Source organism: Dyella nitratireducens (assembly GCF_014642835.1).
Classification (GTDB): domain Bacteria; phylum Pseudomonadota; class Gammaproteobacteria; order Xanthomonadales; family Rhodanobacteraceae; genus Dyella_B; species Dyella_B nitratireducens.
This window is the reverse complement of the sequence record NZ_BMJA01000001.1, coordinates 468,276-493,645: the sequence shown is the minus strand read 5'-3', so window position 1 is coordinate 493,645 and position 25,370 is coordinate 468,276. Positions and strand designations below refer to the sequence as shown.

Below are 25,370 nucleotides of genomic sequence, written 5' to 3'. Positions count from 1 at the left end.
GCCGGGGCCCAGTGTCTTTGACGATCTGCAAGTCGCTGGGTCCCGGCTTTCGCCGGGACGACGAGCCTTTTAGCCATGTCGCTAGAACAAGCAAAACTTTCCCCTGGACAGCAATGGGCTTTCGCCGGAATGACGACTCGCTTCGAAATGGAATCGAAGTAACTCTGGATTCCGCTGGAATAGCTGGCAAAAACGCGGCGAAACTTCAACCTCTGTCGCATTTTTCCACAGCAGCTTATCCAAAGTCCGGCCCGTGCTTCCAAAGCTCGCTCAACGGCTTGCGCGTCGGGCCGCACACAAAGATATCGGGATGGTCGCGGCTTTCCTCATTGACGACACCCAATGCGTTGGTGTTGTGACCAGCGAGGTGGCAATCGATCAAAAGCTCATCGGCACGCTCCTTCGAACTTCCCACCAGGATAGTGGCGGTGGCTGGCGTGTGCGGATAGCCGCGCAGCCATCCGGAGTTGACGGTGGTGATCGGCATGGGCAGGTGATAGCGCGGGCCGAGCAGGGCGATGGCGCCATACTCGCCATAGTTCCCCACGCCGATGGTGACGTTGGCTTGCTGTTCGGCAGGCAGCGCATCACGTATGGCCGCCACTTTTGCAACGAGTTCGTTCCAGCCGATTTCTTCGCGGAGGTCTTCGTTGTTGTGAAGTGCGTAGTCTCGTAACGGACCGCTCGATGCCATGGGTACGATACGAAGCGCCGCATACAGGCCGATGGTCAAGACACCCGTAAACATCAGTGTGGTAATTCCAACACGCCATGCAGGGCGCATGGTGCGCAGCCATCGCTCTCCCATGACGGCTCCCATGGCCAGGAGCATGGGGTAAGCGCCGCAGGTGTAATAGAAGCGCCCCCGCGCAAATAGAAACAACAGCAGCGGCACCGCGTACATCCAGGCAAGCATGCGATAGCGGCGGTTGTTGACGTAGCCGAACAAACCCGCCAGCCACACAGGCGCGGCGAACAGGTTGGCATCGAACAGCAACTGATCGCGCAGGAAGCCATCCGCACGTCCCTCATGCACGTCGCGTGCGTGGATACTTTGCAGGAAATGGTAGGAAACGAAATCGTGCTTGATCAGCCAGACGAGGTTGGGGGCAAAAAGGCATAGTGCGATAGCGCCGCTGGCCCAGAACCAGCCATTCGCGAGATATCGCCGCGCGTCGGTAAGCAACATACCCACCAGCACGCCAGCGAGCTCGAAGGCCATCGAATATTTGGTTTGCAAGCCGAGGCCGGCGAGTATGCCAATCGCCACCCACCAGCGCGGTTCATCGTCACGCAGCAAACGAATCACACACCAGGCGATAAGCACCCACCACAGCAGGTCGAATGAGGAGTATTGGAATTCCGTCGCCTCGAACATCGGCACTGGCGACAGCGCTACCGCGATGGCCGCCAAGGTCTGCGCCAGCCGGCCGCCGCCCAGGTCGCGAGCCATCAGGCCGCTGGCGAGAATCACCAGGACTTGCGCGAGCACCGAAAACAGCCGCAGCCCGACGAGCGACAGGCCAAACATCTTGAGGCCCAGGTGTTCCAGCGCAGCAGTCAGCGGCGGGTAAGGCACAAAGCCCCAATCCAGATGCTGTGCATCGCTCAGGAACTGCCATTCGTCCCGATGAAACCCGTACTGCCCATTGGTCAGCATGTGGGCTATGCCGAAGAGCACGGCGATGGCGAACACCGGCATGATGTCCCCCAGATAACCCGGGATAGCTCTCTGAACCGGAACACGGGTTGCAGCCATGGATGCATCCTTTACGCAGGTGGATTGTTTGCTTGAGGCATATAACTAGCAGCAGTTTGATCCATTGGCTTCCCGCTGACAGCTGGTTTGGGGTGAATGGAGGCGTCGGCGTGGCGAGAGGGGTGTTGGTGGCAATGCTTCGAGCTTAAAAATGTTTCGATCGCCAGGCGCCCTATGTTCGTCATTCCGGCGAACGCCGGAATCCAGTCAAGAATGGCGTGCGAAGCACACAACATAAGGCTTTGTGTGCTTCGCACGGCGTATTCAAACTGGATTCCGGCGTTCGCCGGAATGACGAGTGTTTGGTATCTGGTGGCCGAAACATCCTCAGGTTCGAAACATCGGCGTCACTGCCCCATGCGGACAAATAACGCTTCACGATACCGCCGGCTGAGCCGAAGAACGCGGCCGTTGTGCAGATGGATTTCGTAGTCACCCTTGAAGAGGGGTGCAAGTGATCCGATGCAACGGAGGTTCACCGCCGTCGACTTATGGATGCGCACAAAGCGCTGCTCACCCAGCTGGGACAGCAGATCCTGCAGCGTTCTGCGCAACAGGTAGGTGCGCGCAGCCGTGTGCACGTGGACGTAGTTGTCGTCGGCTTCCAGCCACTCGATGGATGCTGCATCGATCAGCTGTAGCCGTTCGCGATCCGGCACGAGCAAGCGCTCGCAAGAAGGCGCCCGTGCTCGTCCCATCGCCACGGCGGTGGCACCGGATTCATGCGCGTGCAGCCGTTCCCGCACACGTTGCACGCTGCGCGCGAAACGATCCAGGTCGTAAGGCTTGAGCAGATAGTCGACGGCATTGAGGTCGAACGCCTTCACCGCATGCTCGTCAAAGGCGGTCACGAACACGATCAACGGTGCGCTCGATGGCTCCAGTTGCGCGGCTACCTGGAGTCCCGACAACGTCGGCATCTGCACATCGAGAAAGGCCACGTCCGGCCGGAGCTGTTCAATACATTGCGCCGCGGACAATCCATCCTCGGCCGATCCGACCACCGCCATATCCGGTTGTTCGGCGACCCAGCGTTCGAGTTTCTCGCGGGCTGGTGCCTCGTCGTCGGCGATCACGACGCGGATCATGGAAGGGTATCCGTCAGCGGTATGGAAACGCGCGCGGCAACACCATCCCCCTCGTTGTGGACCTGCAGAGATGCCGCATTGCCGTAGAGGATGCTCAGCCGCTCCCGGCAGTTGCGGAATCCCACGCCGTCGCGATGCTCCGGCGCCAGCCTGGAACCCGAGTTGCTTACGAGGATTTCCAGCGAGCCGCTCTCGCGCCGGACACTGACCATGATGCGTACGGGCGTTACCGTAGGCTCGACGCCATGTTTGAACACATTCTCAAGCAGGGGTTGCAGCAAGAGTGCCGGAACGGGGATGTCGAGGAGGGTCTGGTCGACCTGCCAGTTCAGCGTCACGCGATCCCGAAACCGCTCGCGCATGATGTCCGCGTATAGCTCAAGTGTGCGAAGTTCTTCAGCGAGCGGCGTCATGTCATGTTCAATGCAACGAAGACTGATGCGTAGCAAATCGCCGAGCGCCGCAATCAAACGGTCGGCTCGCGCCACGTCCGTATGCATCAGGGCTGAGACAGTGTTGAGCGCATTGAACAGGAAATGCGGCCGCAGCTGACCCTGCAGCTGTGCAAGCTGCGCCTCAGCCAGCGCTTTCTGCGTTTGCAACAAACGATGCCGCTGAAGTTGCCACTGCCCATAGGAATCCATACCAAACAGGACCCCAAGCCACAGTCCCGTAAAAATCGCCAATTTGGCACTCTCGTACACAACGATGAAACGCCAGCCCGAGTGCTGATAGGTGAGGCTCAACGCGTCGTAGACGCCAATGCGTATGGCATAGATGGCCGTAATGAACGTGACAGCGACCCATGGAAACCATCGCAGGTACCTGCCGAACCAGATCAAGGGCCTGTCCAGATACGGCGCATGGCGCCCGCGAACTCGGACGGCAAGCACCATCCACACGGTTAAGACCAGTGTTGAACTCCCCTCCCACAGAACGGGCTCCCACCACTGGGTGCGCGGATTGCGCAGCGCCTCCTCGACGGCAACGCTGATCATGAGCAGCCAGAATACCGCCCACAACGACCACAACGTGCGCAACGTCTTCGGAGGAAACGTCGCGCCGTGGTCGGTGTGGACGCCTGCCGCAGTTGGGGCGGATAGCAGATTCATGGTGATCGAGTGTAGTCGCCCTTGCGGCGACGGGCGCCACCTATGTGGCAAGCGGGACGTGTGAGGGGTAAAGCGGATACGCACTTTTCAACCGGAATCTCGTGAACGCTTTATCGTCAGTTGGCACATGAGCCATGCCAGCGCCGGATGTCCGCAAGAAAGGCTTCTCTAGATAGCTCGCTTTGAAACGCTCGTCTGGGAATAAGCAATGTGTTGCCCGAAGTGCTGACAATAGAAATAATTTCGTCGTTGCTTCGAATGGAACCGACCATGCGCCATGTTCTAGATCCATTCTTTTTGGCGATGCTTGTGAACCAGCCTTCGGGTCCGACCTCAAGCAACCGCTCTTGGCTTTTGAATGCGACCTGCGGCCATGCAGCCATCAAGGCAACGAGCGTTGGCGTAACCCACAACAATCGAAGCAGGAATTTCGATAGTTGAAACCCGCTATCTTGGATCACCAAAGACTCCCAAGTTATGCCTGCAGCCAGGAGAAGGTGCCACCACCAATATTTGGAACGCCACGCATGCCAGTACCAAAGCCAAACTTCAGCGCGGCTCGATCTATAGCGAAGGGAATAAACCTTCTTGTCTGTGTCCATCCGCTTTGCCCTGGGTCGCAAAAACCAACTCTCAATCCACCTCGACCTGGATGCCGCCAATTCGCTTAGCGACAATGTTGTACAGCCAAGCACCATCAAGCTTAAACCGAACGTGTCGCCACGACCGGTGGTACGTTGGAAGCACGGCGCGCCGGTACCAGCACTGCCGCCTGGCCGAGCACGAGCATGGCAAATACGCCTGTCGCTATGTAGAACAGCGGAAGATGCATCATCTCGTAATGCTTCATCAGCCATGCGTTGAGGCCAACGGCACAGAGTGCGCCGATGACTGCGCCGCTTCCGGCGATCAGCAGGATCTCGATCTGAAAGTAACGCAATATGTCGATCTTTCTGGCGCCGAGTGCGCGCCGCACGCCAATCTGCCGATGCCGCTGGCCAACCCAGAAACTGGTCAGGCCGACGATGCCGGCGGCGGTGACGCTCAGCAGGATGATGCAAATCACGCCCATCAGCAGCGCGATGCCGCGCTCATCGTCATAAGCCCCGGTACGCTGCTCGGAGACCGGATGGATGCCGGCGCCAGGAGGCATGTGGCGCATCGGGTTTAATGCAAAAAGTGCCTTGTGGATGTCGCGTATTGCCTCCGCTGTGCGGCCGCTGCGTGCGCGTGCCACATAGCCTGTCCAGAAGGCATCTTTTCGCAGCGGCTCTATGACCGAGTTGTTGGCCCAATGGCTGTCGTCCAGTGTGGGTGTCTGCAACCGCGCGACGATGCCCACAATCGTGGCCGGCTTGCCGTCCTGATAGACCGTCTGGCCTAGCGCGTTGCCGTTCGGAAAGAGTTGGTCGGCCAAGGATTTGCTAACGATGATCACCGGTGAGCCTGGGAGTGCGTGTCCGTGGCGGATCTCGCTCGCGAAGAAGTCGCGGCCAGCGATCAGGCGTGCGCCGAAGGTCGCCCGTAGATGCTCGTCGCCGTAATAATAGGCCGCATGCACAAATTTGCCCTTGCGATCCGCGTCAAGGGAAATATCGCCAACGTCGTCATCATCCACGAGTAGCGGGAAACTTCTCGATGCCGCAGCATCCTGCACATCCGGCAGATTCCGGATCGCTTGCAGATCCGCGCGCTGCAGGGCATCGATCTTCTCGGTGACGGTGGCATCGTCGCCCGTTACGACGGGCAGCTTCTGGAAAATGAAGATCAGGCCATTTTCGTCCAGGCCGGATGTGCGACGCATTCGCTCGATGCTGTGGCCGATAATGAAGAAAGCATTGGCGACGATGGCCAGCGTCAATGCAATTTGCAACACGATGAGCAGCACGGAGGCCTTGTGTCGCCGTAATGCCGCGAGGATGGGATAGATGTTCACGACATGATCCTCATGGTGCCTTGAGCTGCAACGCAGGCGGCACACGCGATGCCCGATACGTAGGGTAGACAGCGGCAAGCAGGGTGGCTGTCACGGCAAGCAGCAGCGTAAGCAACAACAACGCGGGGTCGATCCGCGCCAACACGGCGAGCCGTGCCGGCATCACCACGCCGACACTGAGCACGCCGATAGCCGTGAACAGCAGTCCGAGGAGACCACCTCCGACGCCTATTACACCCGCCTCGGTGAGGAATTGCGCATAGATGGACGCGCGTGATGCACCGAGTGCACGCCGTACGGCGATCTCACCGCTGCGCCGTAGGAATTTGGCCAGCAGCAGTCCCACGGTGTTCACCAGGCATACGACCAGCAGGCCTTGCGCAACCAATAGCGACACCCGGGTATTGCTGGGCACCACATGCTGATAGTCGAGAAATGCCGGCACGTCACGCAGACGGTTGTTTGGCCTCCACGGGAAGCGGCCGATCTGTTGCTGTTCGCTTGCATAAGCATCGAGGTATTGCCGATAGGCCTGCGCGGCCGCTGGACTATCCAACTCAACCATGTAGGAGAGCCATGTACAGTCCGAGCGCAGAAGCGCCGCGAAGTCGGTGCCTGGATAGGGACCGTCCTTGCAATTAGCGCGGTTGTCGCTGACGACGTTATTTGCAACGGCGAATTGAACCGGCAGGAAAAAGTCCGGCTCGTCCGCTTGGTACCTGAAAAGTGCGAAGAATTCCGGTTGCGGGTTCCAGTGCCTGGTAATACCCACGATGCGATAGGCATGGTTGCCGATGTCGATGGTCTTGCCGACGCTGTTGCCGCCGCCGAACATCTCTTGGTTGAAGTGATCGCTGATCACCATCACCGGGATTTGATGCGCGTCATCGTCGGTACTCCAGCCGCTGCCGTAGTGGAACGGCACATCCAGCATGGGGAAAAATTCGTTGTCGACCGCATAGCCCCGGGTCTCGATCAGGCTGTCGGATGGGCTGGTACTCGGCGGCATGATCGAGCGCCACATCGCAACGATCGCCGATTGGCGAAAGGCCCGATGTTGACGCGTCAGCGCCATGGCATCGATATAGGTCAGCATGGTGGGCGGCTCGCCATTTTCACCGTGGCCAGGCCCCCAAGCATCGATTTGCGGCACGAACAGTTGCGACGACTTCCACGGAATCGGATCAGCAGACACGCCGCGAAATACCGAATACATCGTCATGGACGCGGCCACGCCAAAGCCGATCGCCAGGATCATCAGTGCCGTAAGGCCAGGGCTTCGCCGCAAGCTGCGAACAGCCAGTTCGAGATAATAGGCAAACACTCCGTTTTCCCCTTGTGTCATCGACGCCATGTTGTGGCGTCTGACTTCGGCCGACCGGCCTCCCTGGGGCTATCGTAAACCTATCCGGTGCCGTATCGAGAGCACTCTCGGTTGGCAGTTGGATATGGCCGGGGCAGGGCATCCGAAAACGGGGTGGGGCTGAGGTATCCCCGCGTTTTTTGGCCAACGACGCCAAAAATTCAAAGAGATAGATGCGTGATGTCTTTGCTCGTCATTCCGGCGAAAGCCGGAATCCAGTTCCGATATGCTGTGCGAAGCACCCAACATAAAAAATATCGTGTCCTTCGGACGCTTATTTACACTGGATTCCGGCTTTCGCCGGAATGACGGCACGCGCTGAATCGGCATCGTTGGGACGAAAAATGTGGGGATATCTCAGGGATCGAGGTAACTGAGTTAGGTTGGCTACCATCGTCCCGTTTTTCCGTGTGACCACCGCTTTTGACAGGGCCGGGAGCCGCGTTTAACCTCTCTCGCGCAATCACGCTTTGGCCGTATGTCCTGTAGCGACCGCTTCATGTGACGGGGAGTGCCATGCAGACGATTGGCGTATTGGCGTTGCTGCGCAGAGAGCGCTTTCTTGCCATCAGCGCGCTCACGACTCTGGCGTTCTATCTATTCGGCGATGCGTTATTCGGCGGCTTGTCCAGCCTTTATCGCCTTGCCCTGATCTTCTTCTGGCTGTTCTCGGTGGTGCTCGGCTCCGCGCTGGCCGTGGTGCGCCATGCCGAGGGACTGGCCGAAAAGCTGGGTGAGCCCTATGGCACGCTGATTCTCACCCTGTGCATCACGTCGATCGAGGTGGTCAGCATCACCGCCATCATGCTGCATGGGGAAAACAACCCAACCCTGGCGCGCGATACCTTGTTCGCCGTGACCATGATCGTGCTCAATGGCATGGTCGGCCTCTCTCTGCTGCTGGGTGGCTGGCGTTATCGTGAGCAGTATTACAACCTGCAGGGTGCCAATACGTATCTTGGCGTGATTATTCCGCTGGGCGTGTTGTGCCTGGTGATGCCGGATTTCATCGCGACGACATCGGGTCCGCCGAGGCTGTCCGCGGCACAGAAGATCTTTGTGGCGACCGTTTCCCTGGGGCTTTACGTAGCGTTCCTGGCGCTGCAGACCAGCCGGCATCGTGCGTATTTCACCATACAGAACACGGTGACAGACGAAAGCGAGGCTCCCGAAGAAGCCGCGCATTCCGACTCGCCACTCGCGCTGCACGTGATTCTGCTGGTGATCTATATGTCGCTAGTGGTGTATCTGGCGGAGAAGCTGGCGCCGCCCGTGGACTATGTTGTCGAAACCATGGGCAAGCCGGCCGCGCTGGCAGGACTCGCCATGGCCGTTTTGGTGGCCACGCCGGAAATCATCGGCGCTGTGCGCGCCGCGGGTCGGAACAATCTGCAGCGGTCGATGAATATTTTTCTGGGTTCGGTGTTATCGACCATTGGCCTGACCATTCCAGCCATCATCGTGATCAGCGAATTGACACAGCATCCGGTGCGGCTGGGATTGGAGCACACTGACTTGATGTTGTTTGTGCTCACCCTCGGGTTGTGCATGGTGACCTTTTCCAGCGGACGCACCAATATTCTTCAAGGTGGCGTCCATCTGATCTTGTTTCTGGCTTATCTGTTTTTGATTTTTGCGGGGTAGGGCCGCAGACGGACGTAATTGAAAGGTGGCTAGTTTTTGCCTGGGATGCTTTCAGAAGGAGCTGGTGCAGCGATTGGAGTCTGCGGACGAGTTTTTTCCCGCCATGCCATCGAAATCCGGGGTTACGTCGACTTCATTTCGAAGCGAGTCGTCATTCCGGCGAAGGCCGGAATCCATGCTTCGTACTGGCCATGGATTCCGGCCTTCGTTCGCCGGAATGACGACTCGCTCTGAAACAGCATTGTCGTGAACTTCGATTTTCCTACGATGCTGTAACAACTAGGACAGCCTCATGCGGCCGCCGCTCGCAAGTTCTTACTCGTTGCAGGAGCCTCCCCACGCGGTGCTAGCATGCCTCGTCGATCACAACTGTGACGGCTATCTGGTAACACCGTATACCGGAGCGTGCCATGGGGAAAGGGGATTACCGCGTGCCGGCGATCGTGTTGGGCCGCGGCCCGACTGCGCTGGGTATTTTGCGTTGTCTAACGATGGCCGGTATTCCAGCCTATGTCGCGTGTCCGGCTTCCGATCACGTTACCCACTCGCGTTGGTATCGTCCCACACCCGGAAAAAATGCGTGGGATGGCTCACTCGGGCCGCACGCTTATGAGCTGCTGCGCCATATGCCGCTGCAAAAAGCCGTATTGATTGCCGGTGCCGACGATGCCGCGCTGTGGCTTACGGACCTTCCAAATACCGAATTGGCGTCGCGCTATTTTCTCAGCACAAGCTCGCGTGAAACGCAGGAAATACTTCAGGACAAATCGCGTTTTTCCGCGTTTCTGGAAAGTGTGCATATTCCGCACCCACGTACCTTTTGCATCGAATGCGATACTGATATTGAGGCGATCCCTTTCGATGAGCTCGACCGCGTTTTCATCAAGCCGGTGAACTCGCAAAAATTCAGCGATGTTACTGGCGTGAAAGGAATCTGGGTCACGCGCAAAGATGAATTGCATGCTGCATGGCGACGCCTGCACGATCAGGGCTTCCGCCTGATGGTGCAGGAATACGTACCCGGCACGGCGTCGGATCATTATTTTGTTGACGGCTTTCGCGATGGAAGCGGCGAAATGACCGGCTTGTTTGCGCGCCAACGCATTCGTATTTCACCGCCGGATTTCGGTAACAGTTCGTACTGCCGAAGCATTCCGCTTGAACAGCTGCAAACACCGGTCGCTGACGTCACGCGGCTGTTGGCGGCGTTGAATTATCGCGGGATTTTCAGCGCTGAGTTCAAACGCGATAAGCGCGATGGCGTTTACCGTATTCTTGAGGTCAATACGCGCGCTTGGACATACGTGGAGTTTGCGGCGCGTTGCGGCGTCAACGTTTGCGAAATGGCGTATCAGGATGCGCTCGGCTTACCGGTGCATCAGGCGACGCGCGACTATAAGGTGGGCGCCGGCTGCGTCGACTTCTATCGAGACTTCAACACCGTTCGCGCACAAAGCGCGCAAGCACGCGGTCCGCTGCCGGCCATTCTGCTGCAGTGGGCTGGAGCACATTTTCACTCTTTCCGTTTGGATGACCCGAAACCGGGGTTGCACTTTGCCACGCAGGTTTTGGCGCGGCGATGGAGTGGCCGCGTGCCTGGCTGATTGCGTCACACGCCGGCGAAGGCCGGAATCCATGCTTCGCATTCGCCATGGATTTCGGTCTTCGCCCATTGCTGTCCGGGGAAGTTTTTAGCTTGCCGGATCGGCCCCCTCCCCTGCGTGTAGTAGGGGAGGGTTGGGGTGGGGTGAAGCAACCTCGCCAGAGATTCCATCATGTCTCGTATCCATTCCCGCGTAGCGGGAAGCGAGCTTCGCTCGCCTCACCCCACCCCAGCCCTCCCCTGCACGCAGGGGAGGGGGCATTTCCGGTTCACTCGTGGATATCGCGTTGAACAAACTTTTTTAAAGTCGCTTGCTGCGCGAATCATGCCAATGTGTTGCCCCTTAAGTACTCGCTACTTTTTCCGCAAAATTTCCCCGGACAGCAGTAGGCCTTCGCCGGAATGACGTTGAGGTAAAAAATGCTAAGTATTGGCCGCGAAAAAGCTCATCCTTGAAAAGCTCGAAAAACGTAGGCATACCTCAGCCTCGAACCGTCTCCCACGACTGGGTTGCCTGCAGGCTCTTGCAGCAAGCGGCCGTTTTACTGCAGCAAGCGGTGTATGTCGATCCCGCCCGCGCACCTACACTCGTGTTCACGACATCACGCAAGTTTGATGCGCGAATCCGGAGCGGGGCATTATGCGCGTTACATCGACGAAGAGTCGGACATTCTCTGTCGTAATCATTGCCGCTGCGATCTTCCAGGCGACCGCAGTCAACGCTCAGCACGCCTCCGATAATCCCGTCTCCGCCGCTGATGACGCCTATGGATTAACGCTCGGATTGGAATCGGTGGGCATCTATAGCCCGGGCCTGGTGCGTGGGTTCAACCCGCAAGCAGCCGGCAATGTGCGCATCGATGGTCTTTACTTCGATCAACAAGGTGCATTGTCCAATCGTGTGGTCGAGGGTTCGACCATCAAGGCGGGTGTGAGCGAAATCGGCTATAGCTTTCCCGCGCCGACCGGCATCGTGGATTACGACCTCCGCCATGCCGGAGGCGACGTGCCCAGTGCGACGATCATTGCAAGTGTCGGCCCTTATGAGGCCCGCGGTGTCAGTGTCGACGGCAGCCTCCCCTTGATCGGCAACGAGCTCGTTGTGCCGATGGGCGTGAGCACACAAGTCAGCACGCAGACGACGTCCTACGGCCCTTATCCTGGCTACACGTCGAATGTAACAAGCATCGGCGCGACCCCGCTGTGGTCACCGAACGACAAGATCACCGTGCGCGCGATTGTCGACTGGCAGAAAACGAATGACGCAAAGACATTTCCGCTGTTCTTCACGGCGGGTGATTTCCTGCCGCCTACCATTTCCAAAAACTACTTTGGCCAGAATTGGGCGCAAGGCCGCAATCTGACGACGAATCTAGGCGGCATCGTATCGGCGCAGCTGAGCAAGGTGTGGCTGCTGAAGGCCGGTGTGTTTCGCTCCACCAACGACTATCCCGTCAGCTTTGCGGATCTGTACACCGACGTCCAACCGAATGGCCATTCCGAGCATCTGGTCGTGGGATATCCGGATCAGGACACGTCTTCCAACTCCGGTGAGGTGCGCTTGTCGGGCGCATTCACAAGGGGTGACTGGCGTCAGCAGCTGACCTTCATGGCTCGCGGCCGGGACACCAACGCACGCTACGGCGGCCAGGATGTTGTCGACGAGGGCCAGACCGTGATCGGCACGCTGGTCCAGTTGCCGGAACCGAGTTTTACGTATTCGGCGCGCACGAGTGATCGTGCCGAGCTGTGGAGCGTGGGCTCGGCCTATCACGTTGATTGGCGTCAACGCGCCGAATTTGAACTGGGTATTCAGGACGAAAACTATCGCGAGACGGTTGTCACTCCCGGAACGCCGGATTCGGTGGTGTCAGCGCATACGCCTCGCGTTTACAGCAATGCGGCCTTTGTGCTCGCGCCACAGTGGACGGTTTATGCCGGCTACACCCAGGGACTGGAGAATTCCGGAGCGGCGCCGACTTCCGCCGCGAACAGCGGAGCTGTTCTTCCCGCATCCAAGACGTGGCAAATCGATACGGGCATACGTTATGTCGTGACGCCCAAGTTCAAGATCATCGCGGGCTTCTTCGAGCTTCAGAAGCCGTACTTCAATTTGGACACGAACAACGTCGATCGGGAGCTCGGCGTCCAGCGCGCCAAAGGCGTCGAGCTCTCGGTTGCGGGCGAGGTGCTGAAGTACTTGCACGTCAATATCGGCGTTCTTGACGGCAGGGTCAGCATCCTGGGGCCGAACCTGGCGGCCGAGAAGGTGGGTGACGTCGCCATCGGCCAGCCGCTTCTGATGTACGTGGGCAACGTCAACTACGCCCTTTGGTGGTGGCCGGCCGCGTCGCTGGATGTGTCAGCGACCCATTTCGGAACCGCGCCGGCAAGCATCGACAACGGTGTTTATGCACCTGAGGTGACGCGGGTGAATCTCGGCGCGCGATACCAGTTCACTGCCTTCGGCAAGAACAGCAGCCTTCGTGTGCAGATCCAGAATGTTTTGGCGACCAACAAGTGGACGACGCAATACACGCCCGGATTTTTCCAGTGGCCATCACCACGGACTGTCTTTGCCTACATCACCACAGACCTTTGATGACGTAGATCTGCCTGTCTGGTTCTCATCGTGCACGGCCACAACCCTGTGCATTTTTTCACCCAAGCATAGCTAGGAGTCACCCATGAAAAACGTAACTTCCGTCGTGTTTGCCATCTGCATGGTTCTCGGCGCCGGCAGCGTGTTGGCGCAAAGCAACGAGATGGGCAAGGACATGAAACAGGACATGAAACACGACATGAGCGCCAGTGATCACGCTATGGTGCCGAAGGAATTGATTGGTGCCTGGACGCTTGTCCGCTGCGACAATGTCTACCCCGATGGCCACCGCGTAGCGCTATACGGTCCCAACCCGGAGGGTATGTGGCTTATCGATGCCCAAGGCGATTACATGATGCAGATCGTGCGGGCGAAGCGAATGCCGTTCGCGGTGAACGACAAATCCAAGGGAACGGCAGACGAATACCGTGCTGCGTCCATGGATAGCAATGCCCACTACGGCCACATCAGTGGCGATGCGAGTGTCATACGCAGTCAGATCGTGCACGCATCGTTTCCCAACTGGGATGGCAAGATGGGAAATTCGGGCTACACCATCGTCGGTGATGAATTGACCTATCGCGTGGCCAAGCCATCGAGCGGCGCGGCCGAAGGCGCCCATGGCGAGGTGGTATGGCGACGCGTTCACTCCTAGACGCGTGCATCGAGGTCGCATGCATGAATGCGACTAAATCGCGCTATCGAGTCTTCTCTGCCAGGCGGTCCTGAATGCGTTTGCGGTAGCGACGACTCAAACGGAGGCGAATCGTGGAATTCAGCACGACTTCGTATTCGCCTCCGTCCTGCAGCTCCAGCCCACGAACCCGGTCGAGGTTGACGATGATCGAGCGGTGGATGCGCGCGAAGGTTCGCGCGTCCAGATCCTGCTCCAGCTCCTGCAGCGTGCGGCGCAATATGTGTGTGTCCGCACCCACATGGAGGCAGGCGTAGTAGCTTGCCGCTTCGATCCAATCGATGTCCGAGACATTGAGGAACAAGGTCTGGCTTCGGCTTTTGACCGCGATCCTGCTGATCGAGCGGCGTTGGGTGGGTGCATAGTGCGCGAGCTTTTCCTTGGCGCGCGCGAGGGCGCGATGGAAGCGGGCATCGTCGAAAGGCTTCAGGAGATAGTCCAGCGCACCCGCCTCGAAGGCGCGCAGCGCATACGTGTCGTAGGCCGTCACGAAGATCACGGTCTCGGGCATGTCCGCACCAAGCAGCTCGAGCACGTCGAAGCCGTCGCATTCGGGCATTTGTACGTCGAGAAATACCAGGTCGGGCCTGGATTGCCGGATCTCCTTGATCGCCTCCACCCCTGATCCGCATTCGATCACCGATGCGATATCGGGATCGTCGCGCAACAGGAGCGTCAGGTTGCGCCGCGCCCAGGCCTCGTCGTCGACGACCAGAACGTGGATCGATGGGGATTTCCCGTCAGAGGATGCCATTCACGTCACCAGGAACGGCAAGGTCACGACGACCTCCACGCCGCCCGTGTCGACGGGGCGCAGCACCAACTCGGATCGGTCGCCATGCAGGATCAGCAAACGGGTACGCAGATTGCCGAGGCCTACGCCGCAAGACGTGGCCTCCAGATCCTCCCGGACCCATGGGCCGTCGTTGTAGACCGTCAGACGAAGCGTGCCATCGTGCTGCTCACCCGCAACGCGGATCTCCCCGCCGGCGATGCGCTTGGAGACGCCGTGTTTGATGGCGTTCTCCACCAGCGGCTGCAGCAGGAGATTGGGGACTTGTGCATTCCCAAGCTCGGTGGGGATGTCCAGGCTGACACGAAGGCGGTCTCCGAATCGGACTTTCTGGATGTCGATATAGCGCTGCAGGTACTCCACTTCCTCCGCCAGGGTCACCTGCGTCCGGTGCGAGTCTTCCGATGCACGACGCAGGAACTCGCTCAAGCCCACAATCATTCCGACGGCTGCGTCGTTGCGTTGGTCTCTGACGAGGCCAACGACTGAATTGAGCGTGTTGAACATGAAATGCGGATCCATCTGGCCTCGCAGTGCAGCGAGCTGCGCCCGCGACAACTCCTCATTGAGCCGAGCGGTCTCCGTCATCTGCCGCTCGATGTTCTTGCGCGAGTCCACGACATAGGTGACGGTCGAGATCAGGGCGTAGGCGATCACGAACGTCAGGATCTGGTCGGTCAGTGATGCGTACCACGTATTTGCAAAGCTAGGCGGCTGGCTATGGTGCCACGGGTTGAAAACAACCCGCAGCATGGCCGCCCACGCCTCAGCCACCGTGCTGATGACGGCGAAGGCCGCCAGGTGCGCGGTCGCCGCTTTCAGGAGCGCGCCGCGAACGATCGGCCGCCTTCGCGCAAGTTCGACAATGAAGGGTGTCGCCAACGCCCAGGGCAGCCAGGACACGAACTCGACAACGAACGGAGCAAGCCATGATCGTCGCGAACCTATCGCGTGCATGACGAGGATGGTCTGGCTCGACTCGAACAGAGCGCCCGCACACCAGATGGCCGCGATCCAGGTCCAGCGGGTCGAGCGCGTATCCGGGCGAGGGTTGGTCATGGCCATCACGCTACACCAAAGTCATCGCGAAAATCCCGCGCTGCAGCGAACGGCCGGGCCGGTGCAGCGAGTCGCCGTCGGGCGCACTTGTGACAGTTGTCCGGCGCAAGGCGACACCTTGTCCGGCTACGAATATTCCCTGGTTGCAGGTGTAACGCAGGAGAATGCATCATCTGCGAGGAGGGGCCGCTGGGGAGCCTCTGATTTATTCAATCAGGGTCGATCGAAACGTGCAGGCTGGGATGAAATCCCAGCTTTCTTGTGGTTCCAGGTGCTGGGATTTCATCCCAGCCTACACGGACACTCGGTCGCGCGGAATAAATCAGGGCTTCCCTAGGGCTGGTTTCGGTACCAAGGAATATGCCGACAAGGGGGAGAGTAAATGTCCATTTCTGCGTTGCGCGCATGGGGCGTGCCATTTTGCAGTGCGCTCGTTTTGGCGGGTTGTGCTGCACAAATACGGAATCCGATGTTGGGCGGCAATCCATGGCCCACGGACGGGCAAGGCAAATATGCCCAGGGAACGACCATAGTCCTTGTTTCGCTCAACTACCATGGCATCGCCACGGATGCCTGCATTGAACAAAGCAGCGGTAATGCTGATCTTGACCAGGAAGCCATGCGTCGAGCCGGACGTTACGTTTACTCGCCGAAGCGGATAGAGGGATGGCCCATCTCGTCATCGGTGCGTCTTCCGGTCGAGTTTTCGTTGACACAAAAACCGGTGAGTACAGCTGGGCCAACGTATGGCGATAAGTCGCCGGGATGCACGTTGAAGCCTTTACCCGGCGTGCCGGATAACGAGGTGGCCGCGCAGCAGGTGCGTGTATTTGTCGTTGCTCCCGATACTGACGGCAAGCTGCCGAGCGGTCATGAAAGACCTGCATGGCCACGTGATGGCGAAGGAAATCTGGCGCAAGAAGATCAGCGCGGTGCGGTACTGATTGATGCTGATGGAAAGATCCTCGAAGCGGCCGTGCTACGGGCAGGCGAATTTGCCGCTTTCGATGTGGCGTCATTCCGCAAATTGCACTCGCTGACCTTTTCGGCAGGCGAGCCAACGCATTGGGAGTTCGTGGATATCCAGTTCCGCGCACCTGGCGGTGGTGCGATTAGCACAAAGCCAGGCCTGGGGGCTTGGAAACCCGCGGCACCTATGCCCCCGGGAGGCATACGTATCGATCGAGTGCCAGGGAGGGCTTTAGTGAGTGGCGCACCTTGGCCACGCAATAGCGATGGATATTACCTATATGCCACCGTCATGATTCATGCCTTCGTCGATATGAACGGCAAAGTGGAAAGTGCTGCAACGCTACGAAGCTCAGGACTGGCGGTTTTCGACAGGGCGGCCGTGCTTGCAGTGAATGCGAAGCAGCAAGCCGCAAGCAATCAGGCGCATTGGCAGGATATCCAGGTCGAGTTCTGGCCGTCGCCCAATCCCTTGTCGCCCGATGCCGTGACGGCTCCGGTGAGATATTAGCGGCTGCTTTTGAAAGTTCGGTGGTGTTGAAGAAGTGCGTGTGATCAAGATATCGGTAGCTCAGTAATTCAGATGCTAGCCATGGATTGCCGGTGAATAAGAAACGTCTGCTTTCAGTCGAAAAGCAGGCGCCATACGCGTCGTGATCAAGGAAGCCCTGAGTGCTTCCTGGTTCATTCGGCGCAAGTACCTACAGGGTGCGGTGAGAAGTAACGCAACAAGCATATGAAACATGCAATCACCCGTCGATTGCTTCACCTTTCCTGACAATCATCTACGGATTCGGAGTCGCCAGGAACGTATAAACGTGATTGGCTGTGTCGGCCGCATTCACGTCCGCGTCGTAGTAGTTCCCCATCAGCACACCTTTGTTATTGATCGAGGCTAGCGCGGTGGCGTACTCGCCCGGAATAGCGAAAGTGGTATAGATCCCATTCTTGAGTATGAATCCCTGCAAGCCTTCACCACCCGTTGCAAGACATTGGCTAGTCGGGCAGTAACTCCCTACGATCTCGTCGGCATCGTTGATTCCCGTACTGACGGTGTAGGCCGCACCTGGGAAGTCGATCGAGGTATAGGTTTCCCCGCGTCGCAGGAAGCCGTGGACGGCGCCGCTTGCATCGGCGTAAGAGCCGACGATATCCCCTTCACTATTGACTGAAAGATACAACTGAATCTGGCCGCCGCCGGGGTAGTCGAACGAGGTATACGTATCTCCGATTCGGGTGTATCCGTGGGAGTTTCCGGCGCTATCGGTCCATCCGCCGACAATCTCGCCCGTATTGTTGATGGCCGGAGAAAAGGTGCTGACAACGCCGGCAAAAGGCAGATTTATCGGGTTGAATTTATCGCCGTCCAGCTCATAGCTGTGAAAGATATAAGAGCCCCCGATATCGCCCATATAGTAATCACCGACAACCTGGCCGAAATCATTGATGCTATAGGCTTGTTGCACCAGCGAGCCCTGAGGGTCATTCAATAGGTCGTAGGTCTCGTGGACAGACTTGCTTCCAGATACTCGAGCAAGAAAACCCGTCTGGGATGTTCCGTCGGGCGAAAACCGCGCCCCGACGACCTTGATCTTCGGCCTGGCTGTTTCGCCCTGGCCGTCCAAATCGGGATCAAGAGCATCTGGGTTGATGCCAACGCCCTGTGTGTCGAGAGTGCCCGGATAGCCAAGCAGGGTGTATGTATAGGTCGGTGAATCCGACATCCGTGTGCTCACCTGTGCTTTAGGCAATGCTTTTCGCGCAGCTGGCAGCCTCACCGCAGGCATAAATCCCTGCGCAAAACTGGTTGAAACGATCAGGGCTGCTCCCAGCAGACCCAGGGCTATTCCAGAATTCTTCACGGCGTGATTCTTCACAAGATTCCCCTTGATTTGGCCGGATTGGCAGCGGGTATGCATGGCATTCGGACGATCATTGAGTGAATGCAGCAGGAGCTTGTGCGGAGCCTAATGGGGCGCACGACGACTAGAACCCCCCGTTCGACAAGACCTGGTAATTTTGCGATGAACCGTGCATTCAGTACGGCCAAAGGATGCAAGAACAGAAAGGCCGCTTATAGAATGGCGGCATGCTTACTCCCGATATTGCCAGGCGCTTCGTATCTTTCTGGCCACTGCAGATCGGTGGATGGACGCTCTATGCGTTGGCGACTGCGATCACGGTTGCTCCTTACAGCCACACCAGTACCGAAGTGCTCGGCATAGTGGCGGAGCTTGGTAGTTCCTTTCTCGCCAGCTTTTTCTTGTATTTTCTTTGTCGATATCTGTGGCGCAAGGGTGTGCCGCTGTTTCGTGCGCTCTCCTTCTGCGCGGTTGTCTCCTACGCGCTGGGCGTTGCGTGCACGATCGCTTCACGTCTCACGCAGATGCATGGGTCCGACAGCACGTTGACGTTTGACTGGAGGTTCGCGTTGACGGAGGCCATCAGCGTCTGCGTGACTCTCGAAGGATGGAGTGCGTTCTATTTCGGTATAAAGCATTATCAGACCGTCGGGCAACAAAAGGCTAGGCTACTTGCAGCGGAAGCGACGGCGCGCGATGCACAGTTGTTGGCACTGCATTATCAGCTTCAGCCGCACTTCTTTTTCAATACACTCAACGCCATTTCCTCGTTGGTGGTAAGCAATCAGCCTCTATTGGCTACGGAAATGATTGCAAGGTTGGCCGCGCTTCTACGCAACACGTTGAGCTTTCCCGATACCCATACGGTGACGCTTCGAGATGAGCTGGCGGTGGTCGACGAGTATCTCACCATCGAGCGGATACGCTTCGGTTCGCGACTCAGGGTATCCGTCGATGTGAGTGACGAGGCGAACGACGCGCAGGTGCCACGCTTCCTGCTGCAACCACTCATCGAAAATGCCATCCGACACGCGATTGCTCCGTCATCTTCAGGCGGTGAAATCATAATCAGTGCGCGTTTGGCCGAGCAGAGATTGCAGATCGATGTTGCGAACGACACGTGTGAGCTAGAAGCGGCGTCCACCCATCAAAGCCACGGGGTAGGTTTGGCGAATACGAGGGCTCGATTGAGGCAGATCTATGGTGCCCACAACGCTACACTGGTGTTGTCGGGTGAGACTGGACGATTCATGGCTTCACTTCAGCTCCCGCTTATCACGGAGCCGGTGATGAGCTCTTCGACGGCTGGGTGATGACGATCCGGGTCCTCATCGTCGATGACGAACCACTCGCACGGCTTGGTGTGATCACGCGCCTGCGTGCGTACTCGGACATGACCGTGGTCGGCGAATGCGCGACGGGAGAGGAGGCGCTGCGAGCGATTTCTCATCTGACGCCCGATCTTGTTTTTCTTGACATCGAGATGCCGGGTATTACCGGCATTGAGCTAGTACGACGGCTGCCTAAGGGTTACACGTCGCATTTCGTCTTCCTGACTGCGCACGACGAATATGCGTTAAATGCATTCGATATCGAAGCGCTCGATTATTTGCTCAAGCCCATTGATAACGAGCGGTTCGCCGCATGCGTTGATCGTGTTCGGCGAACGGTTGCGTTGCACCGACAGGAGAGCCACTACGGCCTTCTTTATGAGCGATTAATTGCTAAACACACTGGCTCGGGTAACCAACCGGTTCGTCGCTTTACGGTTCGCCGTGGCAACGACATTACGTTTGTGAAGGCAGACGACGTCGATTGGATCGAGGGCTTGGCGGATTACGCCGGCTTACATGTACAGCGCAATACACACTTAATTCGCGAAACTCTCAGCTCTCTGGAATCGCATCTGGATAGCTTACAGTTCTTGCGTATCCATCGCTCCTCGATCGTCCAGGTGGATCGCATCGTTCGCGTGCAGGCGCTAGCCAATCGCGATGCACTCGTTACATTGCGAGATGGACAGACGCTGCGCGCAAGCCGCAAATACAGTGCAGGCCTTCACGACCTGCTGCGAAATCGACGTTCCTCACCTTGAGTATGAAATCGGGGACGTGCCAGTCTGGTACGGACCGATATGGAATAAAGCAGGCATGCAAGTGCAGGTTTGGAAACCAAAGCGTGTGCAGTTTCAGATCACCATGCACATGCTTTGTTTGTTGATGGAAAGCAAAGTATGTGCAGGTACAACCCAAACAATGATTTAGGTGTGCTCGATTTGTGCACATACGAATCTTTTGACAACCAAAGTATGTGCTGGAAGCCTTAGGAACCGTCCGCCTTAGATCCAAAGCGCACTTTGGATGATGCTCAAAACATACCTTCGCGTATCTACCGATTCGGAACGTACCTGGCCTGGAGCGTCCGAGTGAACAAAAACCGCCTCTAGCGGCCTCCAAGGTCGCGGCCGGCTTTTCCCCGGCGGTCGCTTTGTGACCCGACCCGACTAGCCCATTAGTAAGCATTGCCACGTCGCAACCATCATGTATACAGTGTATACATGGCCCGCTTGACGACCCCCGAAAAGATTCTCAAGGCCGCGCACGCGTTGTTTGAACGCGAAGGCGCCGACGCGGTGACCATGCGCCGCGTCGCCGATGCGGTGGGCATTACGCCCATGGCGATCTATCGCCATTTTCCAAATCGGGACGCGCTGCTGAAAAAGCTCTCCGACGACAGCTTCCGAGGCGTCGCGCACGAATGGAAATCGCGGGCGCGAAGCCGGGACGTGCTCAAGCGGCTGAACGCGTTGATGGAACCCTATTTGGATTACGCGCTGACGCATCCGCATTTATTCGATCACGCCTTTTCGGTGCGTCGCGACGATGCGCGGCGTTATCCGGAGGATTTTCATGCTCGCCTTTCACCCACCTTCAACGTCGCACTCGACGCCGTGATCGAAGGCATGGCCCAAGGCGTGTTGAAGCAAGACGATCCACACGACGTCACGATGACGATCTGGGCGCATCAGCACGGCTTGATCGCGCTCTATCGCGCCGGACGTTTCAGCTATGACGAGGCGCAGTTTCGCGCCTTCTACTTGCAATCCTTGAGGAGGTTGCTCAATGGCATCAAGGCATGATTATTCCGCGCTGCAGACTTGGTTTGCAGCTACCGCCCTCTCCGCGCTGTGCTGGTGGTTCGGTGGCGGCATACATCCGCAGTGGTGGCTGACATGGCTCGCACCATTGCCCGTGCTATGGCTCGCACCACGGGTTCGGGCGCGCTCGGCCGCCTTATCGGCTTTTGCCGCGTATGCCGCAGGCTCGCTTAGCGCCTGGACTTATCTCCACACGTATATCGGCCTGCCTTGGTTTTACGATGTGTATGCGATTAGCGTATCGGGTGTCATGTTGATGCTGTGCATGCTGCTATATCGGCGATTGCTGTTGCGCGGGCATACGCTGGCCGCTGCATTGGCGGTGCCGACGATGTGGGTTGCCTTCGAATACGTCACTAATCTGCTTTCGCCGCACGGCACGATTACCAATATCAGCTACACGCAAATGGATGCGCTGGCCGTCATTCAAATGGCGGCGATAACCGGCATTTGGGGCATTGGTTTTCTGTTGCTGCTAGTGCCCACGACCATCGCGTTGCAGGCGACGCCGCGAGCTTCCAAACGCAGTCGTATCACGGTGGCCGTGCTTACCGCTATTTTGGTGGTTGGCACCCTGGCGTATGGCGGCTGGCGACTTCAGGCTCCGGCGACCGAAACGCTGCGCATTGGCCTGGTATCGCTGCAAAAACCGACCCAGGCTGCATTGAGCGAGCCGAAGGGGCAAGCTCTCGAAGCACGTTACATGGAGGCATTCGGCCGTTTCGCCAACGACGGCGCACATATCGTGCTGGCTCCGGAAGGGACATTCGCCGCCGCGGATATGAGCATTCCCGCCTTTTCTCAAATGTCGAAACAGCGCGATCTGATCGTAGGTTCCGGCGTCGTTTTCTACGGCGATCCGCGCGGACATCGCAATATGCTGATGGTATTTCAACCTGGCGCCACGTCTCCGGCTACCTATAACAAACACCATATGCTCCCCGGCATGGACCCTTTTCTACCCGGCGACGACTACACCATGCTTCAAGGCGAGCCGCGCATCGGATTGGCGATCTGCAAGGACATGGATTTCCATGACATTGGCGACGCTTATGCCGCGCGCCGCGCGCAACTGTTGCTGGTGCCTGCGTCGGATTTTACCGTGGACGGCTGGCTACACAGCCGCATTGCGGTCATGCGCGGCGTGGAAAGCGGCTTCGCCGTCGCGCGTGCCGCGCATGCCGGCCGACTCACGCTCAGCGACGACCGCGGCCGTGTTGTGGCGGAGGCTTCCAGCGAAGGCCGTGATGCCGAATTAGTGGGCGATCTTCCGCTGCGCGAAACGCACACGTTCTATGCGCGATGGGGAGACTGGTTCGCGTGGTTGGACTTGACCGCGCTGGCGGCGTGGCTGGTATTGGCTTTCGTTCCGCGCAAAGCACCGGTAGAAAGTCCCGGTCAAACGCTTCCGCCTCGCGCCTAAACGAGTCAGAGTCGGCACTGACTCGGGATTCATGTGGGCATGACACCAAAGTGTGTGCAGGTTTGATAACCAAAGTATGTGTAATCAAGAGCCTTATGTACGCACTTTGCTTACCATCAGACGGCAAAGTACGTACATGAATAGGTAAAACAATTGGTTAGAAAGCTTGGATTTGAGTCTTCGGAAGCCATTTGACAACTAAAGTGTGTACCGGGGCGAATGTCATCTCGCAAGAATTTCCACGGCACGGTCTCTAGCCGGCAGATCTGAAGGTTGTGAAGGCGGAATTGGCGAAGTTATTTGCAAGCAGACAAGCTTCGTACATGTTGGGAAAAATGGTGGGTACACGTAAAGTGAGTGCGTCAAAACAGTGCCTGCGCGCCAATCATCTATTTTGGCTTCGCTAAAAGCCGCATATTTTATAAAAAATATAACAAAATTAATGACTTGCTTGACAATTTCAGCGATTGCGTGCAATATTCGAACCTTGGGCATGTGGCGGAATGGTAGACGCGGGGCCTTAGCTAAGTCGCTTGGTTTCCAGGCGACTTAGGAAGGTCCTTATCCATAGTGATAGTGTGGGTTCGAATCCCACCATGCCCACAAAACGAAGCTCCGCAGGAGTTCAGCTGCTTCTTTCTTTGGATACGAACCAAAGTCAGCCAAATAAGCGCAAGCCTGACGAATGAGCATGGACTTCGACATTACGCGCCTAAGCGCTGCTATTGAGCGTGTGAGGCCCCGGATCTATCATGCGGTGATGGTTTGGACAGAGAAGGAGGAAATTTTCTGCACCACTCAGCGAAGATGAGTCCGTCTGATTATTGTACCTGGGGTCATGAGCACTTAACGCTTCAATAGAGGCCACCTCCCCAATAAATGTTGTTCCGTCTAGCAATAGTGCTTGGTCACAATCTGGGAATGAACGGCGATTATCGCTCAGTGTTGCCACCATCTTTCTAACCCTTGAATTCACAAAAATCCTGGTTTGAGCGGATATTGTCTCGATGTCTTTCAACGGCAGCTCCTTGCTACGAACTGAAATTGGCTGCGTCACAATGCGCAGTACGACGGCCCAGATAGGGGTTTTGATCCACAACACCTGAAAATCCGAGGATGTCGATATGGAGCAGTAGTTTGTCGTGCACTACGCTGCTCCGGTGCGCGGATGGAGGGTCGTTCACTTTACGGATTCCGTTGAAAAGTCGACGAGTAGAGAACTCGGGCCTAATTAAGGAGGATTGGTTGGTGTGACGCCCTCATATAGGTGCATTTGCGAAATCGCAAATTCCTCGTGATATTGGCGACCCTCCTCGAGCAATTCGAACATCGCTTCTACTAGTGATATGTGCTTCGTGGTGCTTTCGATCGCATGCTCCATCGCACGCCAACAGATAAAGAGAAGAGTCGTTGGCTCAACTGCAAGGCGGGCGAAGTGGGCTTGCTCAAGTAAACGTCGCTCTTCGGCGGTGCGGGTAGCTCTGTCTCGCATCAAGTTCATTGCTGTCTGATCAGCGTGAATTAGATGACTACTGAGGCCGTAACTGTGCAATAACGAGCCATACTTGGTAAGGTTAAGAGTCGGATAATTGACTCTCTCAAGCACACGAACGATCTCGGAGAATGACCATTTTTGCTTCAGTGCTTTCCGCTTGGATTGGGGCCATTTGGAACGAAGTTCGGCCTCTTTGTCAGGACTAAGAGCCGCGCCTCCGAGGAGCATTGCGTCATGATCGTCGTCAGCATTCACTGCTGCTGTCTTGGCTTTTTCAGAGCGAAGAATATCTTCGATCTCATTTAGGGAGGTTGTGTACTCCTCGATTCGCTGGCTACGTTCGGGGTTATTGGCGACGGCGACGAAGAGGAAGCGCGTTGCACACTCAAGGGCGGATCGCATCAAAATGTCACAATCCCAAAGCTTCCACTCCTGCAGCAGCAGGTTCATCGACTGGCACCTGGAGGAGTAATAATGCATCTGCGAGCCAGAAAATTGTGCGAACAAGGGGTCTGTTAATCTGCAGGCTTCGATGGATTCAGTGAAGGTATCCCGTATCCTTGAGTACACAGTGATAGATGAGTGAATTAGGTCGAGCATGTGTTAAGGCCTATCGTGTCATGGGGGCGAGATACGCCGTTCATTACGACTAGCGTGAATCTAGCCGGCTAACATTTTTACGTTCTGTCGCAGATTGAAGAGAGCGGTGATTTCGGAAGATTATCCACACACGCCGGTGTCGAATAAAGTCTTCGGGAGATTAGTCAGTTGGTGGGTAAAGGGGGGGGCTAAAGTTTTTTGGATGTGTGCC

General features: G+C 57.3%; 20 protein-coding genes, 1 tRNA gene and 1 pseudogene. 11 read left to right on the top strand and 11 right to left on the bottom strand.

Going from position 1 to position 25,370, the window contains the following annotated elements; genetic code table 11:
• Positions 1-235 precede the first annotated feature (235 nt).
• The 6 genes from IEX75_RS02230 to IEX75_RS02205 form a co-directional block, all read right to left on the bottom strand.
• Positions 236-1,759 (bottom strand): glycosyltransferase family 39 protein, encoded by a 1,524-nt coding sequence (locus tag IEX75_RS02230; protein ID WP_188792623.1) that lies wholly within the window; start codon positions 1,757-1,759, stop codon positions 236-238.
• A gap of 347 nt (positions 1,760-2,106) precedes the next feature.
• A complete protein-coding gene (locus IEX75_RS02225; RefSeq protein WP_188792622.1) occupies positions 2,107-2,847 on the bottom strand; it encodes a LytR/AlgR family response regulator transcription factor in 741 nt (246 codons plus the stop codon).
• Positions 2,844-3,959 carry a sensor histidine kinase gene (locus IEX75_RS02220; RefSeq protein WP_188792621.1) on the bottom strand — a complete coding sequence of 372 codons (1,116 nt, stop codon included), beginning with the start codon at positions 3,957-3,959 and terminating at the stop codon, positions 2,844-2,846. The genes IEX75_RS02225 and IEX75_RS02220 overlap by 4 nt, the downstream gene beginning before the upstream one ends.
• A gap of 116 nt (positions 3,960-4,075) precedes the next feature.
• Entirely contained in the window at positions 4,076-4,561 is a 486-nt protein-coding gene (locus tag IEX75_RS02215) for a hypothetical protein (RefSeq protein WP_188792620.1), read from the bottom strand.
• A 101-nt stretch (positions 4,562-4,662) separates the two neighbouring features.
• Positions 4,663-5,895 (bottom strand): ABC transporter permease, encoded by a 1,233-nt coding sequence (locus IEX75_RS02210; protein WP_188792619.1) that lies wholly within the window; start codon positions 5,893-5,895, stop codon positions 4,663-4,665.
• Between the two features lie 10 nt (positions 5,896-5,905).
• Complete coding sequence (locus IEX75_RS02205; protein WP_188792618.1) at positions 5,906-7,219, bottom strand: ABC transporter permease; 1,314 nt, start codon at positions 7,217-7,219, stop codon at positions 5,906-5,908.
• Between the two features lie 555 nt (positions 7,220-7,774).
• Here IEX75_RS02205 and IEX75_RS02200 point away from each other — a divergent pair.
• The gene (locus tag IEX75_RS02200) at positions 7,775-8,902 is read left to right on the top strand and encodes a calcium:cation antiporter (protein ID WP_188792617.1); all 1,128 of its coding nucleotides are present in this window, start codon (positions 7,775-7,777) and stop codon (positions 8,900-8,902) included.
• Positions 8,903-9,312: 410 nt separating this feature from the next.
• Complete coding sequence (locus tag IEX75_RS02195; RefSeq protein ID WP_188792616.1) at positions 9,313-10,506, top strand: carboxylate--amine ligase; 1,194 nt, start codon at positions 9,313-9,315, stop codon at positions 10,504-10,506.
• 5 nt (positions 10,507-10,511) lie between these two features.
• On the opposite strand, the gene IEX75_RS02190 is transcribed toward IEX75_RS02195, so the two are convergent.
• The gene (locus tag IEX75_RS02190; protein WP_188792615.1) at positions 10,512-10,679 is read right to left on the bottom strand and encodes a hypothetical protein; all 168 of its coding nucleotides are present in this window, start codon (positions 10,677-10,679) and stop codon (positions 10,512-10,514) included.
• Positions 10,680-11,145: 466 nt separating this feature from the next.
• On the opposite strand from IEX75_RS02190, the gene IEX75_RS02185 reads away from it, so the two are divergent.
• Together IEX75_RS02185 and IEX75_RS02180 are read left to right on the top strand one after the other, a co-directional pair.
• Complete coding sequence (locus IEX75_RS02185; protein ID WP_188792614.1) at positions 11,146-13,107, top strand: porin family protein; 1,962 nt, start codon at positions 11,146-11,148, stop codon at positions 13,105-13,107.
• 85 nt (positions 13,108-13,192) lie between these two features.
• Positions 13,193-13,762, top strand: a complete 570-nt coding sequence (locus IEX75_RS02180; RefSeq protein ID WP_188792613.1) for a lipocalin-like domain-containing protein — start codon at positions 13,193-13,195, stop codon at positions 13,760-13,762.
• Between the two features lie 43 nt (positions 13,763-13,805).
• Here the strand turns inward: IEX75_RS02180 and IEX75_RS02175 are convergent, their stop codons facing one another.
• Both IEX75_RS02175 and IEX75_RS02170 read right to left on the bottom strand, forming a co-directional pair.
• On the bottom strand, positions 13,806-14,555 hold the full coding sequence (locus IEX75_RS02175) for a LytR/AlgR family response regulator transcription factor (protein ID WP_188792612.1): 750 nt from the start codon (positions 14,553-14,555) through the stop codon (positions 13,806-13,808).
• On the bottom strand, positions 14,556-15,659 hold the full coding sequence (locus tag IEX75_RS02170) for a sensor histidine kinase (RefSeq protein ID WP_229720601.1): 1,104 nt from the start codon (positions 15,657-15,659) through the stop codon (positions 14,556-14,558).
• A 376-nt stretch (positions 15,660-16,035) separates the two neighbouring features.
• Here IEX75_RS02170 and IEX75_RS24400 point away from each other — a divergent pair.
• Positions 16,036-16,353: pseudogene (locus tag IEX75_RS24400) on the top strand (energy transducer TonB family protein); the annotation flags it as partial.
• Between the two features lie 72 nt (positions 16,354-16,425).
• Complete coding sequence (locus tag IEX75_RS24055; RefSeq protein WP_229720600.1) at positions 16,426-17,133, top strand: energy transducer TonB family protein; 708 nt, start codon at positions 16,426-16,428, stop codon at positions 17,131-17,133.
• Positions 17,134-17,407: 274 nt separating this feature from the next.
• On the opposite strand, the gene IEX75_RS02160 is transcribed toward IEX75_RS24055, so the two are convergent.
• Positions 17,408-18,499 carry a hypothetical protein gene (locus IEX75_RS02160; RefSeq protein WP_188792610.1) on the bottom strand — a complete coding sequence of 364 codons (1,092 nt, stop codon included), beginning with the start codon at positions 18,497-18,499 and terminating at the stop codon, positions 17,408-17,410.
• A 212-nt stretch (positions 18,500-18,711) separates the two neighbouring features.
• Here IEX75_RS02160 and IEX75_RS02155 point away from each other — a divergent pair, with 212 nt between their 5' ends.
• The 5 genes from IEX75_RS02155 (at position 18,712) to IEX75_RS02135 (ending at position 23,667) form a co-directional block, all read left to right on the top strand.
• Entirely contained in the window at positions 18,712-19,797 is a 1,086-nt protein-coding gene (locus IEX75_RS02155; protein WP_188792609.1) for a sensor histidine kinase, read from the top strand.
• Positions 19,797-20,579 carry a LytR/AlgR family response regulator transcription factor gene (locus IEX75_RS02150; RefSeq protein ID WP_188792608.1) on the top strand — a complete coding sequence of 261 codons (783 nt, stop codon included), beginning with the start codon at positions 19,797-19,799 and terminating at the stop codon, positions 20,577-20,579. Before IEX75_RS02155 ends, IEX75_RS02150 begins: the two co-directional genes overlap by 1 nt.
• A gap of 462 nt (positions 20,580-21,041) precedes the next feature.
• Entirely contained in the window at positions 21,042-21,623 is a 582-nt protein-coding gene (locus IEX75_RS02145) for a TetR/AcrR family transcriptional regulator (RefSeq protein WP_188792607.1), read from the top strand.
• Positions 21,607-23,064, top strand: a complete 1,458-nt coding sequence (locus IEX75_RS02140) for a nitrilase-related carbon-nitrogen hydrolase (protein ID WP_188792606.1) — start codon at positions 21,607-21,609, stop codon at positions 23,062-23,064. The genes IEX75_RS02145 and IEX75_RS02140 overlap by 17 nt, the downstream gene beginning before the upstream one ends.
• A gap of 489 nt (positions 23,065-23,553) precedes the next feature.
• A tRNA-OTHER gene (locus tag IEX75_RS02135) sits at positions 23,554-23,667 on the top strand.
• A 628-nt stretch (positions 23,668-24,295) separates the two neighbouring features.
• On the opposite strand, the gene IEX75_RS02130 is transcribed toward IEX75_RS02135, so the two are convergent.
• On the bottom strand, positions 24,296-25,009 hold the full coding sequence (locus IEX75_RS02130) for a DUF5677 domain-containing protein (protein WP_188792605.1): 714 nt from the start codon (positions 25,007-25,009) through the stop codon (positions 24,296-24,298).
• Positions 25,010-25,370 lie beyond the last annotated feature (361 nt).